The sequence below is a fragment of the Micromonospora sp. NPDC047812 genome, from assembly GCF_040704175.1.
Classification (GTDB): domain Bacteria; phylum Actinomycetota; class Actinomycetes; order Mycobacteriales; family Micromonosporaceae; genus Micromonospora.
In genome coordinates this window covers 126,093-142,314 of the sequence record NZ_JBEYRY010000008.1, presented here as the reverse complement: position 1 = coordinate 142,314, position 16,222 = coordinate 126,093, and the positions used below count along the sequence as shown (strand labels likewise).

Below are 16,222 nucleotides of genomic sequence, written 5' to 3'. Positions count from 1 at the left end.
CTCGACCGGCGCCGATGCGCCGGGGCCCGGCGGGGGCTCAGGACCGGGCGTACACCTCGGGCTTGAGCACCCCGACGTAGGGCAGCTCGCGGTAGCGCTCGCCGAAGTCGAGGCCGTAGCCGACGACGAACTCGGTCGGGATGTCGAAGCCGACGTACTTCACCGGCACCGGCACCTTGACCGCGTCCGGCTTGCGGAACAGCGCGACCACCTCGACGCTCGCGGCCGAACGGGACTCCAGGTAGCGCAGCAGCCAGGACAGGGTCAGGCCGGAGTCGACGATGTCCTCGACCACGACCACGTGCCGGCCGGCGATGTCCCGGTCGAGGTCCTTGAGGATGCGGACCACGCCGGAGGAGGTGGTGCCCTGGCCGTAGGAGGAGATGGCCATGAAGTCCAGCTCGGCGGGCGGCCCGCTGCGTCCCAGCGCCCGGGCGAAGTCGGCCATGAACATCACCGCGCCCTTGAGGACGCAGACCAGCAGGAGCCCGTCATCGACGTCGGCGTAGTCCGCCGAGACCTGCTTGGCGAGTTCCGCGGTCTTCTCGCGGATCTGCGCCTCGGAGATGATCACGTGGTCGATGTCGGCGTCGTACCAGGAGCCGTCAGCCATGGCTCCTAGCCTGCCGTACGCCGGATGGCCTCCGTCGGCGGGGCCGCCCCTTCTGGGCGCGGTCCCACCCCGGACGAACCTCTCAAAGGCCGCGATCCACCTCAGCAGGCACGCGACCGCCAGCGGCGACCGTCGTCGGACGGCTTCCAGTCGGCCGAGTCCCGGCTGTCGGCGGTGAGGCCGGCGGCCGAGGCCAGGGCGAGGACGACGAAGAAGAAGAGGAAGAGCAGGATCTCCATGGCGGCGCTCGCTTTCGCATGGTTGCTGTCGTTTTCGCCGCCGGTGCGCACCGGACTGGAACCAGTCTCCGCCGGCCACCACCGCCCGGACAGTGGCAGGAATGCCACTCCCCCTCGATTTCCTGCCACCCGCGCGGTTACCCTCGTCACATGCTCAGATCCGTCGCGGTTCTCGTCCTGGACCAGGTCGCCACGTTCGAACTCGGGGTCCTCGCCGAGGTCTTCGGGACCGACCGCACCGCCGACGGGTTCCCCGACCACCGCTTTCACGTGTGCAGCCCCGACGGGGCCCCGGTCCGCACCTCGTCGGGCTTCCACCTGACCCCGCACGCCGACCTCGGCCCCATGGAGGAGGCCGACCTGGTCGCCGTCCCGGCCCACCACGGCACCGTCGTCCCGGCCACGGTGCTCGCCGCGCTGCGCCGCGCCGCCGACCGGGGGGCGTACGTGTTCAGCGTCTGCTCCGGCGCGTTCGTGCTGGGCGAGGCCGGCCTGCTCGACGGCCGGGAGTGCACCACCCACTGGCGGTACGTCGACGAGCTGCAACGCCGCCACCCGACCGCCCGGGTCCGGTGCAACTCGCTCTACGTGCAGGACGACCGGCTGCTCACCAGCGCCGGCACGGCCGCCGGCATCGACGCCTGCCTGCACCTGATCCGCCAGGAGCACGGCTCGGCGACGGCCACCCGGCTGGCCCGCCGGATGGTGGTCCCCCCGCACCGCGACGGCGGGCAGGCGCAGTACGTCGAGGCACCCATCCCCGCGACCCCCGAGGCGCCGACGCTGGAGCCGGTGCTGGAATGGCTGATGGGCCACCTGGACCGCCCGGTGACCGTCGACGAGCTGGCCGCCCGGGCGGAGATGTCCCCGCGCACGTTCGCCCGACGGTTCCGCGCCGAGACCGGCACCACGCCGCACGACTGGCTGACCAACCAGCGGGTGCTGCTGGCCCGGCGGCTGTTGGAGGAGACCGGGCTCAGCGTCGAGGCCGTCGCCGACCGGGCCGGCTTCGGGGACGCGGCGGCGCTGCGGCACCACTTCGCCCGCCGGGTCGGCGCCACCCCGCACACCTACCGGACCACCTTCCGCGACCGGGTGGGGGCCTGAGCCCTCGGGCCGGTCACGGGGCCGGGAGCCCGGTCACCAGCCGAGCATCCCACCGCCCACCCGGGGTTCCGAGCCGACGACGTAGCCGCCGTCCGGCAGCCGCCAGATCGCCTGCCCGTGCCCGAAGACCCCCGGCTCGTCCGCGACGGCGATCTCGTGGCCCCGGGCCCGCAGCTCGGCGACCGCGGCCCGCCCCTCGGCGGTGGCGACCAGCCCCGACTCGACCAGCACCGACCGGCCGGCGTGCCAGTACCAGCGCGGCGCGTCCAGCGCCGCCTGCGGGTCGAGCCCGCCGTCCAGCGTCGCCGAGACCAGCTGCACGTGCCCCTGCGGCTGCATGTGCCCGCCCATCACCCCGAAGGGGCCCACGGGCCGCCCGTCGCGGGTCAGGAAGCCGGGAATGATCGTGTGGTAGGGCCGCTTCGCCGGCCCCACCACGTTGGGGTGGGCGGGGTCGAGGCGGAACCCGAGCCCCCGGTTCTGCAGGGCGAAGCCGTGCCCGGGCAGCACCACGCGGGAGCCGAACGCCAGGTAGGTCGACTGGATCAGGCTGACCATCATGCCGCCGGCGTCGGCGGTGCAGAGATAGACCGTGCCGCCGCGCTCCGGGTCGCCGGCGGTCGGCTCCCCGGCCCGCCCGGTGATCAGCGCGCGGCGGGCCGCCGCGTACGCCGGCGAGAGCAGCGCCTGCGTCGGCACCGGCACCCGCTCCGGATCGGCGACGTGGGCGTGCGCGTCGGCGAAGCCGAGCTTCATCGCCTCGATCTGCCGGTGCAGCCGCTCGACCAGCGGCAGCCCGGCGAGGTCGGCCCCGTCGAGGATGTGCAGCGCCAGCAGCGCCGCCAGGCCCTGCCCGTTGGGCGGCAGCTCCCAGACCTCGTGGCCCCGGTAGCGGGCGGACACGGGGGTCACCCAGGTCGAGGCGTGCCGGGCCAGGTCGTCGCCGGTGAGCAGGCCGCCGGTGCGGGCCGCGTGCGCGGCCAGCGCCTCCGCGATCCCGCCCCGGTAGAAGTCCTCCGCCCCGGTGTCGGCGATCAGCCGCAGGGTCCGCGCCGCGTCCGGGTTGCGCCAGCGCTCCCCGGCCCGGGGCGCCCGGCCGCCGGGCGCGAACACGCGGTCGAACTCGACGAACTCCGCACCGGTCGGGCCGGGCGCGGCGAGCGCCCGCGACCAGATCCCCGCCACGCCGGGGGAGACCGGGTGACCGTGCTCGGCGTAGCCGATCGCGTCGGCGAAGAGATCCGCGAAGGGCAGCGAGCCGAACCGGTCGTGCAGGTCGCGCCAGCCGGCCGGCGCGCCGGGCACGGTCACCGGCAGCCAGCCCCGGGCGGGCATCGCCGCCCCCACCCGCTGCGCGCCGCCCAGGGCGTCGACCGGAGCCGCGCCGCGCCCTCCGGTCGCGGCGAGCACCAGCTCCCGGGTCAGGGTCGCCGGGGACCGGCCGGAGGCGTTGAGGCCGTGCAGCCGCTCGCCGTCCCAGACGATGGCGAAGAGGTCGCCGCCGATGTCGTTGGAGGGGGGCTGCACCACGGTCAGGGTGATCGCGGTGGCCAGGGCCGCGTCGACGGCGTTGCCGCCGCGTCGCAGCACGGCCAGGCCGGCCGCCGCGGCCAGCGGCTGGCTCGTCGCCACCGCGCCGTGCGGCGCGAAGAGCGGCTGTCGGGGGTACGCCATGCGCAATGTCTACCGCCTCCCGGCGGATCCCGCGGCCCCGGAACGGGCCCCCGTTCCCCGGCGAGCGGATCAGCGGGGGCCGATGGCGGCGAGCCGGCCGTCGCGGCGCAGCACCCGCAGCCCGCCCGGCAGGTGCGCCGCCCCCTGCCCCCGCCAGCCGGTGACCAGCGTGTCCAGCGCGGTCACGTGCCGGTGCGACAGGGCGGCCGGCGGGGCACCCAACTCCCGGGCCCAGGCGTGCAGCACCCGGCCGCGCACCGCGGGCGGGAGATCGGCCAGCGCCCGCACCGCGAGCCCGCCGTCGGGATGGCGGACGTCGTCCAGCGCGGCGGCGGCCAGCTCGTCGAGGACCGCGTTGTCCGCCGCCACCAGCCGGGCGGTCCGGGCCAGGTTGTCCAGCACCCCCGGCCCGAGCGCGCGGACCAGGGCGGGCAGCAGGTCGGCCCGGACGCGGGCCCGGGCGTACGACGGGTCGGCGTTGTGCGGGTCCTCCCAGGGGTTCAGCCCGAGCACCGCGCACGCCGTGCGGGTCTGCTCCCGGCCGACCTCGAGCAGCGGGCGCAGCAGCGGCACCCCGTCGAGGTCCCGTCGGGCGGGCATCCCGGCCAGCCCGCGCGGGCCGGCGCCCCGGGCGAGCGCGAGCAGCACGGTCTCCGCCTGGTCGTCGCGGGTGTGCCCGGTGAGCAGGGCCGCCGCCCCGAGCCGGTTGGCCACCTCGGCGAGCGCCCGGTAGCGGGCCTCGCGGGCGGCCGCCTCGGGCCCGCCCGGTCGCCCGACCACCTCCACCCGTACCGACTCGACCGGAGCCAGGCCGACCTCGCGGGCCCAGGTCACCACCGCCGCGGCCCGCCGTGCCGAGCCCTCCTGGAGGCCGTGGTCGACAGTCACCAGGCCGGCGGCGCGACCCGTCCGGGGCGCCACGAACGCGGTGGCGGCGGCCAGCGCGAGCGAGTCCGCGCCGCCCGAGCAGGCGACCAGCACCGGTCCCCCGGGCGGCAGGTCGGCCAGCGCGCGGCGGACCGCGACCCGGATCGCGGCCACCGGCGGGGCGAGCGCGGCCACGGGCGTACGGTCAGCCGAGGGTCGGGGCCGGGCCGACCGGCCCGTGCACCCGCGCCACCCAGGCGTCCGGGTCGCCCAGCTCCTCCAGCCGGGGCAGGGTGAGCGGCGAGCCGAAGATCTTGTTGAAGCCCGCCATGCCGACCCGGTCCACGACGCCGTGCACGAACTTGCGGCCCTCGGCGTACTGGCGCATCTTGACCTCGATGCCGAGCAGCCGGCGGATGGCCTTCTCCAGCGGGTTGCCGGCCTCCCGGCGCCGGTTGAACGCCGCCCGGATCTGCTCGACGCTCGGGACCACCTGGGGGCCGACGCCGTCCATGACGAACTCGGCGTGCCCCTCCAGCAGGGTCATCAGCGCGGTGAGCCGGTCCAGCACGGCCCGCTGCGCCGGGGTCTGCACGATGTCCAGCACGCTGGTGCGGCTCTCCGGGTCCTTCACCGCGTCCGAGAGGGTGGCCACGCCCCGGCGCAGCCGCTCCAGCAGGTGCTCGCCGCCGCTGGACGACGCGTCCACGAAGGCCTGCACCTCGCTGAGGAAGTACGCCCGCATCCACGGCACGGCGGTGAACTGGGTGCGGTGGGTCACCTCGTGCAGGCAGACCCAGAGCCGGAAGTCGCGCGGGTCGGCCCCGAGCTTGCGCTCCACCTCGACGATGTTCGGCGCGACCAGCAGCAGCTGCCCCGGGTCGGCGGAGAAGACCTCGTACTGGCCGAGGACGCGGCCGGAGAGGTAAGCCAGCACGGTGCCGGCCTGCACGCCGGTGACCCGCGAGCCGATCGCCTCGGTCAGCGCGCCCGGCTGCTTGTCCTTGGTGAGCCGGCCGACCAGTGGGGTGATGACCTCACGCAGGCCGGCGATGTTGGTGGCCGCCCAGTCCCGCCGGTCCACCACCCGCACCGGCGGGTGGGAGACCTGCGAACGCAGCCCCGTGTAGTCCGCGACGTGCCCGGCCGCCTCGTCGGTCAGCCGCCGCAGCTCAGCGACCACGTCGGTGGCCTCGGCGTACGACACCCGGGGGCCCGACTTGCTCAGTGCCCCCGCGGTCGCGGCGGCCAGATCCCAGTCCACGAACTGCGCCATGCACCCCACCGTACCCGCGCCGCGACACCCCGGCCCGGGCTCGCGTCCGGCGATCGACGCCGGTCCCGCCCGACGGCGGTCCTCCGTCCGGGGCCCGCACCGCGCGGTGGCGGTGCCGCGCGGTGGCGGTCAGCGGCAGCCGCAGCCGGCCAGGGCGGCGCCGATCCGGTCCAGCGCTCCCCGGGCGGCCGTCAGCCCGTCGGGGGGCACCGCGTCGGTGAGCACCGCGAAGGTGAGCAGCCGCCCGTCTGCCGTACTGACCAGGCCGGCGATGGCGTGCACCTTGGTCAACGTCCCGGTCTTGGCCCGGACCACCCCGGCGCCGGCCTTCGTCGCCGCCGTCTCGTAACGGTCGGCGAGGGTCCCGGACCAGTCGGCCACGGGCAGGCCGCCGAAGATCGCGGCCAGCTCGGGGCGGCTGCCGTCGCCCGCGAGCGCGATCAGGTCGGTGAGCAGCGAGGGGCTGATCCGGTTGCTGCGCGACAGGCCGCTGCCGTCGGCGAGGGTGAGTTCGTCGGCCGGCAGGCCCAGCTCCCCGGCCACGGCGTCCATCGCCGCCCCGGCGCCGGCGAACGAGGCGGGCTGGTTGCGGGCCAACGCGACCTGTCGGGCCAGCGCCTCGGCGACGATGTTGTCGCTGTCGCTGATCATGACGTCGACCAGCCGGACCATCGGCAGGGACTCCACCCTGCCCAGCTCCGCGCCGGGTCCGGGGGCGGCGGCGGGGGTCGCGCCGGCAGCGGGGGCGGTGCCGCGGGCGACCGCGCCGGCCGGCACGCCGAGCAGCCGGGCGAAGGCCCGGCCGGCCGCGAGATCCGGTTGGGCGACCCGCTCGGCCCAGTGGTTGCCGGCCGCCTCGTCCTTCTTCGCGCGCGTCACGTCGCTGCGGGCCCCGTCGGTCATCAGCGCCGTGATCGCGCCGCCGTAGCCGCCGGTGGGGATGTCGTCGTCCCAACCCGGCTCGAAGACCGGGCCGGAGTAGAGCGACGAGTCGACGGTCACCCTCGTCGGCTTCGTGCCGCCGAGGGCCGCGCGCACCTGGGCGGCGAGGTCGTCCAGGCGGGCCGCGCCCGGGTAGAAGCCCTTCTTGTCGACCGCCAGCGTGGGGTCGCCACCGCCGACGATCACCACCTCTCCGGGGGCCGCGCCGGCGACCGCCCGGGTCGGGATGCGGTACGCCGGACCGCGCGCGGCGAGCACCGTGACGCCGGTGACCAGCTTGGTCACCGAGGCGGGCACCGTGGCGTCGTCCTCGCCCCGGCCGAAGAGCGGCTGGCCGGTGGTCACGTCGGCCACCGAGACGTGCACCCGGTCGCCGAGGGCGGGCACGCCGACGAGCGGGGCGAGCGCGGCGCGTACGCCCTCGGGGGTGGGCATCGGGGCGTTCGCGTCCGTGCCGGCCAGCACCTCGACGGGCGCCGGTTCCGCCACCGTCGCGGCGGCGCCGCGACCGGCGGGCTCGTCGCCCAGCCAGTCCGCCACCGGTCCCGGCCGGACCACGGCGATCCCGACGGCGGCCAGCGCCAGCACGAGCACCGCGGCCAGCACGACGGGCAGGGCCCGGCGGCGACGGGGGGCCGGCGCGGGCGGCGCGGCGGGGACCGGGGCGCCGGGGCCGGGTGGCCCGCCGGCGGGCCGGTTCGCGGCGGCGGCCCAGAGGTCGGTCGAACCCGACGAGATGTCCTGACCCGTCGGACCGGTCGCGCCGGCCTGACCACCGGGACCGGCCTGGGCGCCGTTGCCCGGGGGTGGGCCGGGCGTCAGGTCGCGGTCGCCCTGTGACGCGGGCGGGCGGGGAAGGTGGGCGTCGGGCACCGGGAACCGCCCGGTCGCCCCGCCGGAAGCAGATCGACCGGTACCCGGTCCAGCGTCGGCATCCGGACGGTAGTGTGAATCTTCCCTCCCCACGGCCCCCTCCTCGCCCCCGAAAATCTGCTTGGGTGACACTACTTCGGTCCGAACACTATGCGGCGGCCGGAGCCCGCGGGTGGGCATTCACCCGTGCGGGAGCGGCGTGCCGCTGGTTTCCGTTGGCCAGCGTGGGCAAACGAGGGAGCGTGCAGATGGATTTCGACGTTACGGTTGAGATCCCCAAGGGTCACCGCAACAAGTACGAGGTCGACCACGCGACCGGCCGGATCCGGCTGGACCGTACCCTCTTCACCTCCACGCAGTACCCGGCCGACTACGGCTTCATCGAGGGGACGCTGGGCGAGGACGGCGACCCGCTGGACGCGCTCGTGCTGGTCCCCGAGCCCACCTTCCCGGGCTGCCTGATCCGGTGCCGCACCATCGGCATGTTCCGGATGACGGACGAGAAGGGCGGCGACGACAAGGTCCTCTGCGTGCCCTACGAGGACCCGCGCCAGGAGCACCTGCGCGACATCCACCACCTCGGCGAGTTCGACCGGCTGGAGATCCAGCACTTCTTCGAGGTCTACAAGGACCTGGAGCCCGGCAAGTCGGTCGAGGGCGCCACGTGGGTGGGGCGGATCGAGGCCGAGGCGGAGATCGTGGCGTCGTACCAGCGCGCCCGGGAGGCCGAGGCGCGCGGCGAGTCCGCGCACTGACCCCACCAGACCACCGACGGGCCCGGGGGCCGCTCAGCCGAGCAGCCCCCGGGCCCGCTCGTACAGGTCGAGCACCGCGCAGGCGACGGGCACCACCGACACCACCAGGGCGGTGTCGGTCAGGTCCGCGATCCGGCCGACGTACGGGGAGACCGGGCGGCGGGCGTACGTGGTGCCGGCGGCCACCGCCACGAGAGCGAGCGCCAGCCCGCCGACGACCAGTGCGAGGCGGCCGGTCGGGCCGAGGCGCCCGACGAGCACGGCGCCCAGCACGGCGTACCCGGCGAGGCCGGCGGCGACGGTCGGCACCCGGTGACGCAGGGACACGAACAGCCGGGAGCGCAGCAGCAGCACGGCCGCGGCGACCGCCACCAGCAGCCGGCCGGCCGTCCCGCCGGAGAGGCACAGCACCACCGCGGCGGCGGCGGCCAGCACGGCGTGCCCGAGCAGCATCCCGGTGAGCATCTCCTCGGTGCGGGCCACCGCCGCGTAGACCCGGTCCCGGTCCGGCAGGTCGCGGGCCCGGTCGGCGCCGCCCGGCTCGGTGGTGGGCAGGGTGATCGGGGGCAGCGGCACCTTGCCGAGCCGGATGGCCAGCAGCGGGACCGCCCCCACGGCGAAGACCAGCACGCAGAGCAGGACCGCCGCCGTGCCGGCCGGGCTGAGCAGCAGTCCGCCGAGGGCCGCGAGCGCGCCCACGAACCCGGCGGTGGCGCCCGCCACGAAGACCCGCAGCCGGGTGGCGACGCCGACCAGCCCGAGCACCGACACCAGCAGCAGCGCCACCGACCCGGCGAGCAGCTCGGGCGCGCCGATCCAGCGCAGCCCCGGGACCGGCCCGACCGGGTCGCCGGAGCTGACCGCCAGCGCGCCCGCCGCGGCCGCGTACGGCAGGGCGTAGCCGCCCAGCGTCGCGCCGGCCGGCCCGTCGGCGTGGGCGCGGGACGCCACCACCCCGGCGAGGGTGAGCAGGAGCGCCACCACGGCGGCGGCCGGCCAGGCAGACTCGTGCGCCGGCCCGCCGGCCGTCACGGCGAGCAGCCCGACGGCCAGCGGCACGGCGGCCCCGGCCACGGCGGCGGCCCGGGTGGCGGCCGGTGACCAGGCCCCGCCGCGCCGCCGGGCGCCGTCGGCGATCGCCTCGACCACGTCGTCGTACTCCAGCTCGGGCCACTGCGCGCGGGCCGGCACGAGGTGCAGCACCTCGCCGTCGCGGACCCCCTGCGGCAGCAGCGCCTGGGCGGTGGTCAGCACCGCGCCGTCGGTGCGCCGCAGCACCCAGCCGCCGTGCCGTTCGCCGTCGTCGGCGAGCCCCTCGCCGGCGTGCCGCAGCACCTCGGGCAGCAGCTCGGCCAGGGGCACCTGCTCGGGGAGCGCGACGTCGACCCGCCGCTGGGGGGCGCTGATGGTGACCCGGGCCAGCCCGATCGTCATCGACTGATCTCCATCTCCGGCGGGGTTGGTGGCTGCGCGGACGACAGGACTTTACCTACCATGAGCCAGGCTCGGGTTACCGAGCGCTGTCAGGAGGTCGAGTGTCCACTGTCGTCATCAAGCGGCCACCCCGCCGACCGGCGCCGGAGATACCGGTGGGTGAGCTGCCGGTGGACGCGCCGCCGGAGATCCCCGCCGTCGCCGGCGGGCGCTGGCAGCAGCTGCTCATGGTGCTGCCGATGCTCGGCGGCACCGTGGCGATGGCGATGATGTTCGGCCGCGGCGGGGGCGCCTACTCCTACGTGGTCGGCGGGATGTTCGGGCTCTCCTCGCTGGCCATGCTGGTGACCTCGTGGGGCAGCGCCTCCGGCACCCCGAAGAAGTCGGAGATGATGGCCGCCCGGCGGGACTACCTGCGGCACCTGACCGTGCTGCGGCGCCGGGTCCGGCAGACCGCCGGGCAGCAGCGCGCCGGGCTCTACTACCGGCACCCGGATCCCGGCCGGCTCTGGTCGACCGTCGACAGCCACCGCGTCTGGGAACGCCGCCCCACCGACCCGGACTTCGCGGTGGTCCGGGTCGCCGTCGGCCCGCAGACCCTCGCCACCCCGCTGGTCCCCCCGGTCACCCGCCCGCTGGAGGAGCTGGAACCGATGACCGCCGGCGCGCTGCGCCGGTTCCTGGACGCGTACTCCGTGGTGCCCGACCTGCCGGTGGCGCTCTCGCTGCGCAGCTTCGCCCGGGTCTTCGTGCGGGCCGCCGGCCCGGCCGACGACGGCGACGGGCCCGCCGCCCAGGCGCTGGCCCGGGCGATGCTCGCCCAGCTCGCGGTCTTCCACGCCCCGGACGAGCTGCTCGTCGCCGTCTGCGCCGGGCCGGAACGGCGGGACGCCTGGGAGTGGGTCAAGTGGCTGCCGCACGCCCACCACCCCACCCGCACCGACGCGCTCGGCCCGGTGCGGCTGGTCACGAGCGCGGGCGCCGAGCTGGAGGGGCTGCTGGACGAGGTGCTGGCCAGCCGGTCCCGGTTCAGCCCCGCCGGCCCGGCCACCGACGGCCCGCACGTGGTGGTGGTGCTCGACGGGGGCGACCTGACCGGGGCCACCGACCTGACCGGCGACGGCGGCATCGACGCGGTCACGATCATCGACCTGGACACCCCGCCGCCGCGCCTGCTGGACCGGTTCGCGCTGCTGCTGGAGCTGCGCGGGGGACGGCTGCACTCCCACTCCGCCGAGGGACACGCCGAGGTCGGTACGGCGGACCGGCTGGACCCGGTCGACGCGGAGGCGGTCGCCCGGCGGCTCGCCCCGCTGCGGCTGGCCACCGCGGCACGCGGCCCGGACGCCCCGCCGGGCGCGGAACTGGGCCTGCCCGAGCTGCTCGGTCTCGGCGACCCGGAGAGCTTCACCGCCGAGCAGGGGTGGGCGCCCCGGTCCGCCCGGGAGCGGCTGCGGGTGCCGATCGGGGTGGGCACCGACGGCGGCGCCATCGAGCTGGACCTGAAGGAGTCGGCGCAGGACGGGATGGGGCCGCACGGCCTGCTGATCGGGGCGACCGGCTCCGGCAAGTCCGAGCTGCTGCGCACCCTGGTGCTCGGGCTGGCCGCCACGCACAGCTCGGAGCAGCTCAACTTCGTGCTGATCGACTTCAAGGGCGGCGCGACCTTCGCCTCCTTCGACCGGCTGCCGCACACCGCCGCGGTGATCACCAACCTGGCCGACGCGCTGCCGCTGGTCGACCGGATGGTCGACGCCATCAACGGCGAGCTGGTCCGCCGCCAGGAGCTGCTGCGCCGGGCCGGCAACTTCGCCAGCCTGCGCGACTACGAGCGGGCCCGCGCCGCCGGCACCCCGCTCGCCCCGCTGCCGTCGCTGCTGCTGATCTGCGACGAGTTCTCCGAGCTGCTCTCGGCCAAGCCCGACTTCATCGACCTGTTCGTGCAGATCGGCCGGCTGGGCCGGTCGCTCGGCGTGCACCTGCTGCTGGCCTCGCAGCGGCTGGAGGAGGGCCGGCTGCGCGGGCTGGACACCCACCTGTCGTACCGGATCGGGCTGCGGACCTTCTCGGCGCTGGAGTCGCGCACGGTGCTCGGGGTGCCCGACGCGCACGAGCTGCCCCGCTCCCCCGGGCACGGCTACCTGCGCTTCGGCACCGAACCGCTGGTGCGGTTCAAGGCCGCGTACGTCTCGGGGGCGCTGCGCCGGCGCGGTGCGGCGCCGGGCGCGGGCGGCACCGGGGCCCCGCGCCTGCTCGCCTTCTCCACCCACCTCGTGCCCAAGCCGGAGCCGGTCGGGCCGCCCGCCCTGCCCGCGACGGCCGACGAGGGCGGCACGGAGAGCCTGCTGGAGCTGATGGTCGACCGGCTCGCCGGGCAGGGGCCGCCCGCCCACCAGGTCTGGCTGCCCCCGCTCGGCCGGGCGCCCGCGCTGGACGAGCTGCTCGGGCCGGTCGGCGTCGACCCGACGCGCGGTCTCGCCTTCGGCAACCCGGAGCTGCACGGTGCGCTCCAGGTGCCGGTCGCGGTGGTCGACAAGCCCTTCGAGCAGCGCCGCGACCTGCTCTGGCTGGCGCTGGACGGCGCCGCCGGCCACGTCGCGGTGGTCGGCGGCCCGCAGAGCGGCAAGTCGACCGCGCTGCGCACCCTGATCTGCGCCCTGGCGCTCACCCACACCCCGGCCGAGGTGCAGGTCTACTGTCTCGACTTCGGCGGCGGCGGGCTGGCGGCGCTGCGCGACCTGCCGCACGTCGGCGGGGTCACCGGCCGCGCCGACCCGACGGCCGTCCGGCGTACGGTCGGCGAGATCGCGACCCTGCTGGTCGACCGGGAACAACGCTTCGCCGAGCTGGGCGTGGAGTCGATGGCCGCCTGGCGGCAACGGCGGGCCGCGCTGACGCACACCGGCCAGCCCGGGGCCGACCCGTTCGGCGACGTGTTCCTGGTGGTGGACGGCTGGGCCACCCTGCGCGGCGAGTACGACGACCTGGAACCGCTCATCACCGACCTGGCCACCCGAGGGCTGTCGTACGGGGTGCACGTGGTGGCGACGGCGGTGCGCTGGCTGGACTTCCGGCCGGCGATCCGGGACCTCTTCGGTTCCCGGCTGGAGCTGCGCCTCGGCGACCCGGCCGACTCGCTGGTGGCCCGCCGGGCGGCGACGAACGTGCCGGAGAAGACCCCCGGCCGGGGCATCACGGCGGAGAGCCTGCACTTCCTCACCGCGCTGCCGCAGCTCGCCGCCTCCGGCGGGGACGCCACGGACCTGGTCAAGCGGGCCGCCGAGGGCTGGTCCGGCCCGGTCGCGCCCCCGGTGCGGCTGCTCCCGCCGGTGCTCCCGTACGCCGAGCTGGACCTGACCGCCGCCACCGGCCTGCGCATCCCGGTGGGGATCGCCGAGGCTGACCTGCGCCCGGTCGCGCTGGACTTCGCCACCGAGCCGCACTTCGTCGTCTTCGGCGACGCCGAGTGCGGCAAGTCGTCGTTCCTGCGCGCGCTGGCCACCTCGATCATGACCCGGTTCACCCCCGAGCAGGCCCGGGTCATCCTGGTCGACTACCGCCGCAGCCTGGTGGACCTGACCGAGTCGGCGTCGCCGCACCTGATCGGGTACGGCTCCGCCGCGGCGCACACCACCGACCTGATCGAGTCCGCCGCCGGCTACATGGCGGGGCGGGTGCCCGGGCCCGACGTCACGCCCGCCCAGCTGCGGCAGCGGTCGTGGTGGTCGGGGCCGGAGCTGTTCGTGCTGGTCGACGACTACGACCTGGTCGCCAGCGGGCCGTCCAACCCGCTGCGTGCCCTGGAGGAGCACCTGCCGCACGCCCGGGACGTGGGGCTGCACCTGGTGCTCGCCCGCCGCTCGGGCGGTGCCGGACGGGCCCAGTACGAGCCGCTCGTGCAGCGCCTGCGCGAGCTGTCCACCTCGGGGCTGGTCATGGCGGGCAGCCCCGAGGAGGGGGCGCTGGTCGGCCCGGTCCGGCCCGGCCCGCTGCCCCCGGGGCGCGGCCGGCTGGTCACCCGGCGCGAGGGCATACGCCTCGTCCAGCTGGCCCATCTGCCGCCGCCGTGACCGGTGTCCCGGGAACGCCCCGCAAGGCGGCGAGGAACCGGTAATCTCCGATCGTCATGTTTGCGTCGCGATGAATGCCTGAGGATGTGACGACCTTGCGGCACAGCTGTCCGCCAGCGGCTCGGCGGATCGCCGGACGTACGTTGCTCGGTCTGGCGGCCGCCGTCGTGTCGGTCGCGGGTCCGGTCACGGCGGCCGACGCCGCCCCTCGGCAGCCCGCCGCCCGGCCGGTCCTGCACCCTCCGGCCGCCGCCGTCCCGGTGGCGCTCGCGGCGCCCGACAGCAAGAACCGCCCCGACCAGGTCCGCGACGAGCAGTGGCAGCTCGACGTGTTGCAGGCGAAGGCCGCGTGGCGCAGCTCGACCGGTGAGGGGGTCACCGTCGCGGTGATCGACTCCGGGGTGGACGCCGGCCATCCCGACCTGGCCGGCCAGGTGCTGCCCGGCCTCGACCTGGTCGCGCCCCGGGGCGCGGCCGGCGACCCCGATCCGGTCGGCCACGGCACCACCGTGGCCGGGCTGATCGCCGGCCGCAACGACGACGCGCGGGGGGCCGTCGGCCTGGCGCCGGACGCCCGGATCCTCCCGGTCCGCGTCCTCGACGCCGAAAACCGCTACGACGACGCTCTGATCGTCGCGAAGGGCGTGCGCTGGGCTGTCGACAACGGCGCCCGCGTGATCAACCTTTCCCTCGGCGGCAGCGGCGACAGCCCCGCCCTGGCGGCGGCGCTGGACTACGCCTTCGCCCGGGACGTCGTCGTGGTCGCCTGCACCGGCAACCTGGGCAACTCGTCCAACGCGAAGGTCTGGTACCCGGCCCGGGAGCCGGGCGTCATCGCGGTCGCCGGGTCGGAGCGCGACAGCGACAACCTCTGGTCCGGTTCGATCACCGGGCGGGCCACCGTGCTCACCGCCCCCGCGACCGGCCTGGTCGGGGCCCGGCCGGGCGGCTACTGGCGGGTCCAGGGCACCAGCTTCGCGGCGCCGCTGGTCGCCGCCACCGCCGCGCTGGTGCGGGCCCGCTACCCGGAGATGTCCGCCGGCGACGTCGTCAACCGGCTGCTCACCACGGCCCGCGACATCGGCCCCACCGGCCGGGACGACCGTTTCGGGTACGGCATGGTCGACCCGGTCGCCGCGCTGGACGCCGAGGTGAGCCCGGTGGGCCGCAACCCGCTGGACGACCAGTCCTCGCCCGGCGTGGTCGGGTTCGGCCCCGCCCCGGGGTCGACGCAGCCCGACCTCGCGGGGGTCGGCGGCGACCCGCGCGGCTTCACGGTGCCGCGCCAGCAGTCCCGGTGGGCGGCGCAGCCGGCGGGTACGCAGGAGGACGGCACGCCGGAGCAGCTGTGGACCGGGGCCGCGTTCTTCGTCGCCCTGCTGACCGGGGCGGCGCTGATGGTGCGCCGGTTCCGCCAGTGGACCCCGCTGGCCTCGCCCCGGCGCGGCACCGGGGCGTGGCGTCGTCCGCCGGCGCGCTGAGCCGCCGGCGCTCCCGTCGTCGCCTCCCGGGCGGAGCCGTCGTCGCCCCCGCACGGGCGACCCGCCCCGGCGGAGGTTCCCGATCAGGTCTGACCGGGCCGCGTCCCGGGTAGAACGATAGTCATGAGCCCGTCCGGCCCGCGTACCCTCGCCCCGCCGCGCTCCTCGTGGCGTGACCGCCGCCTGCACCCGGACCACGCCCGGGGCCTGCGGCTGACCCTCGCGGCGGCTGCCGCATTCCTGGTGGCGGTGCCGTTCACGCTGCTGGCCGTCCTGGTCCTCGGAGACTGGTCCCCGCTGCGCCGACTGGACACGGCGGTCACCGACGCGCTGGTCGGCTACGCCGCCGACCACCCGGCGTGGGTACGCCTGATGACCCTCTGGACCGACGTGTTCGCCCCGATGCCGCTGCGCGTCGGGGCCCTGGTCCTGGTCCTCTGGCTGGCCCGCCGGGGTGCCCGGCAGTTGGCGGTCTGGGTGGCCGTCACCATGGCGGTCGGCGGCCTGCTCAGCCCGCTGCTCAAGCTGCTCGTCGGTCGGCCCCGGCCGGACCTGCCGGACCCGGTGGCCGAGGCGCCCGGCCTGGCCTTCCCGTCCGGGCACGCGCTCAACGCCGCCCTCGCCGCCGGGGTGCTGCTGGTGGTGTTCCTCCCGCACGCCCGGCCGGCCGCACGCCGGGTGGTGTGGACGGCCGCCGTGCTGCTCGCCCTGGTGACCGGGTTCAGCCGGGTGGCCCTCGGCGTGCACTGGACCAGCGACGTGCTGGCCGGCTGGCTGCTCGGCGCGGCCGTGGTGGCCGCGACCGCCGCCGCCCTCACCGTCTGGCGGGCCGACCCGCCCGGCCGGCCGGCTCCCCGCGAGGGTCACGGGCCGGCGGCGGGACGCTGACCG

The 16,222-nt window shown here is 76.5% G+C and carries 12 protein-coding genes; 5 read left to right on the top strand and 7 right to left on the bottom strand.

Going from position 1 to position 16,222, the window contains the following annotated elements:
- Nucleotides 1–37: 37 nt before the first annotated feature.
- Both hpt and AB0883_RS25215 read right to left on the bottom strand, forming a co-directional pair.
- On the bottom strand, nucleotides 38–613 hold the full coding sequence (gene hpt / locus AB0883_RS25220; RefSeq protein ID WP_366643717.1) for a hypoxanthine phosphoribosyltransferase: 576 nt from the start codon (nucleotides 611–613) through the stop codon (nucleotides 38–40).
- A 101-nt stretch (nucleotides 614–714) separates the two neighbouring features.
- The gene (locus tag AB0883_RS25215) at nucleotides 715–852 is read right to left on the bottom strand and encodes a hypothetical protein (RefSeq protein ID WP_199729671.1); all 138 of its coding nucleotides are present in this window, start codon (nucleotides 850–852) and stop codon (nucleotides 715–717) included.
- A 150-nt stretch (nucleotides 853–1,002) separates the two neighbouring features.
- On the opposite strand from AB0883_RS25215, the gene AB0883_RS25210 reads away from it, so the two are divergent.
- Nucleotides 1,003–1,959, top strand: coding sequence for a helix-turn-helix domain-containing protein (locus AB0883_RS25210; protein ID WP_366643716.1), 957 nt, complete (start codon nucleotides 1,003–1,005; stop codon nucleotides 1,957–1,959).
- A gap of 33 nt (nucleotides 1,960–1,992) precedes the next feature.
- Here AB0883_RS25210 and AB0883_RS25205 read toward each other — a convergent pair whose 3' ends face one another.
- The 4 genes from AB0883_RS25205 to dacB all read right to left on the bottom strand — a co-directional run bounded on the left by AB0883_RS25205 (nucleotide 1,993) and on the right by dacB (nucleotide 7,333).
- On the bottom strand, nucleotides 1,993–3,633 hold the full coding sequence (locus AB0883_RS25205) for a gamma-glutamyltransferase family protein (RefSeq protein ID WP_366643715.1): 1,641 nt from the start codon (nucleotides 3,631–3,633) through the stop codon (nucleotides 1,993–1,995).
- Between the two features lie 69 nt (nucleotides 3,634–3,702).
- Nucleotides 3,703–4,695, bottom strand: a complete 993-nt coding sequence (gene tilS, locus AB0883_RS25200; RefSeq protein ID WP_366643713.1) for a tRNA lysidine(34) synthetase TilS — start codon at nucleotides 4,693–4,695, stop codon at nucleotides 3,703–3,705.
- Nucleotides 4,696–4,705: 10 nt separating this feature from the next.
- Nucleotides 4,706–5,776: a zinc-dependent metalloprotease gene (locus tag AB0883_RS25195; RefSeq protein ID WP_366643711.1), complete on the bottom strand. Its 1,071-nt coding sequence runs from the start codon at nucleotides 5,774–5,776 to the stop codon at nucleotides 4,706–4,708.
- A gap of 129 nt (nucleotides 5,777–5,905) precedes the next feature.
- Entirely contained in the window at nucleotides 5,906–7,333 is a 1,428-nt protein-coding gene (gene dacB, locus AB0883_RS25190; protein WP_366643771.1) for a D-alanyl-D-alanine carboxypeptidase/D-alanyl-D-alanine-endopeptidase, read from the bottom strand.
- 506 nt (nucleotides 7,334–7,839) lie between these two features.
- On the opposite strand from dacB, the gene AB0883_RS25185 reads away from it, so the two are divergent.
- Nucleotides 7,840–8,346 (top strand): inorganic diphosphatase, encoded by a 507-nt coding sequence (locus AB0883_RS25185; protein WP_358089485.1) that lies wholly within the window; start codon nucleotides 7,840–7,842, stop codon nucleotides 8,344–8,346.
- Nucleotides 8,347–8,379: 33 nt separating this feature from the next.
- Here the strand turns inward: AB0883_RS25185 and eccD are convergent, their stop codons facing one another.
- Nucleotides 8,380–9,780: a type VII secretion integral membrane protein EccD gene (eccD, locus tag AB0883_RS25180; protein ID WP_366643709.1), complete on the bottom strand. Its 1,401-nt coding sequence runs from the start codon at nucleotides 9,778–9,780 to the stop codon at nucleotides 8,380–8,382.
- Nucleotides 9,781–9,881: 101 nt separating this feature from the next.
- Here eccD and eccCa point away from each other — a divergent pair, with 101 nt between their 5' ends.
- The 3 genes from eccCa (at nucleotide 9,882) to AB0883_RS25165 (ending at nucleotide 16,219) form a co-directional block, all read left to right on the top strand.
- Nucleotides 9,882–13,850 (top strand): type VII secretion protein EccCa, encoded by a 3,969-nt coding sequence (gene eccCa / locus AB0883_RS25175; RefSeq protein WP_366643708.1) that lies wholly within the window; start codon nucleotides 9,882–9,884, stop codon nucleotides 13,848–13,850.
- Nucleotides 13,851–13,924: 74 nt separating this feature from the next.
- Nucleotides 13,925–15,331 carry a type VII secretion-associated serine protease mycosin gene (mycP, locus tag AB0883_RS25170; RefSeq protein ID WP_366643707.1) on the top strand — a complete coding sequence of 469 codons (1,407 nt, stop codon included), beginning with the start codon at nucleotides 13,925–13,927 and terminating at the stop codon, nucleotides 15,329–15,331.
- Nucleotides 15,332–15,454: 123 nt separating this feature from the next.
- Nucleotides 15,455–16,219, top strand: a complete 765-nt coding sequence (locus AB0883_RS25165) for a phosphatase PAP2 family protein (protein WP_366643706.1) — start codon at nucleotides 15,455–15,457, stop codon at nucleotides 16,217–16,219.
- The last annotated feature ends 3 nt before the right edge of the window (nucleotides 16,220–16,222 follow it).

Excerpts from the sequence above, each read along its gene's own strand:
- mycP (WP_366643707.1), top strand. The coding sequence starts at position 13,925 with ATGCCTGAGGATGTGACGACCTTGCGGCACAGCTGTCCGCCAGCGGCT.
- AB0883_RS25205 (WP_366643715.1), bottom strand. The coding sequence starts at position 3,633 with ATGGCGTACCCCCGACAGCCGCTCTTCGCGCCGCACGGCGCGGTGGCG.
- AB0883_RS25165 (WP_366643706.1), top strand. The coding sequence starts at position 15,455 with ATGAGCCCGTCCGGCCCGCGTACCCTCGCCCCGCCGCGCTCCTCGTGG.
- AB0883_RS25195 (WP_366643711.1), bottom strand. The coding sequence starts at position 5,776 with ATGGCGCAGTTCGTGGACTGGGATCTGGCCGCCGCGACCGCGGGGGCA.
- eccD (WP_366643709.1), bottom strand. The coding sequence starts at position 9,780 with ATGACGATCGGGCTGGCCCGGGTCACCATCAGCGCCCCCCAGCGGCGG.
- hpt (WP_366643717.1), bottom strand. The coding sequence starts at position 613 with ATGGCTGACGGCTCCTGGTACGACGCCGACATCGACCACGTGATCATC.
- AB0883_RS25210 (WP_366643716.1), top strand. The coding sequence starts at position 1,003 with ATGCTCAGATCCGTCGCGGTTCTCGTCCTGGACCAGGTCGCCACGTTC.
- AB0883_RS25185 (WP_358089485.1), top strand. The coding sequence starts at position 7,840 with ATGGATTTCGACGTTACGGTTGAGATCCCCAAGGGTCACCGCAACAAG.
- AB0883_RS25215 (WP_199729671.1), bottom strand. The coding sequence starts at position 852 with ATGGAGATCCTGCTCTTCCTCTTCTTCTTCGTCGTCCTCGCCCTGGCC.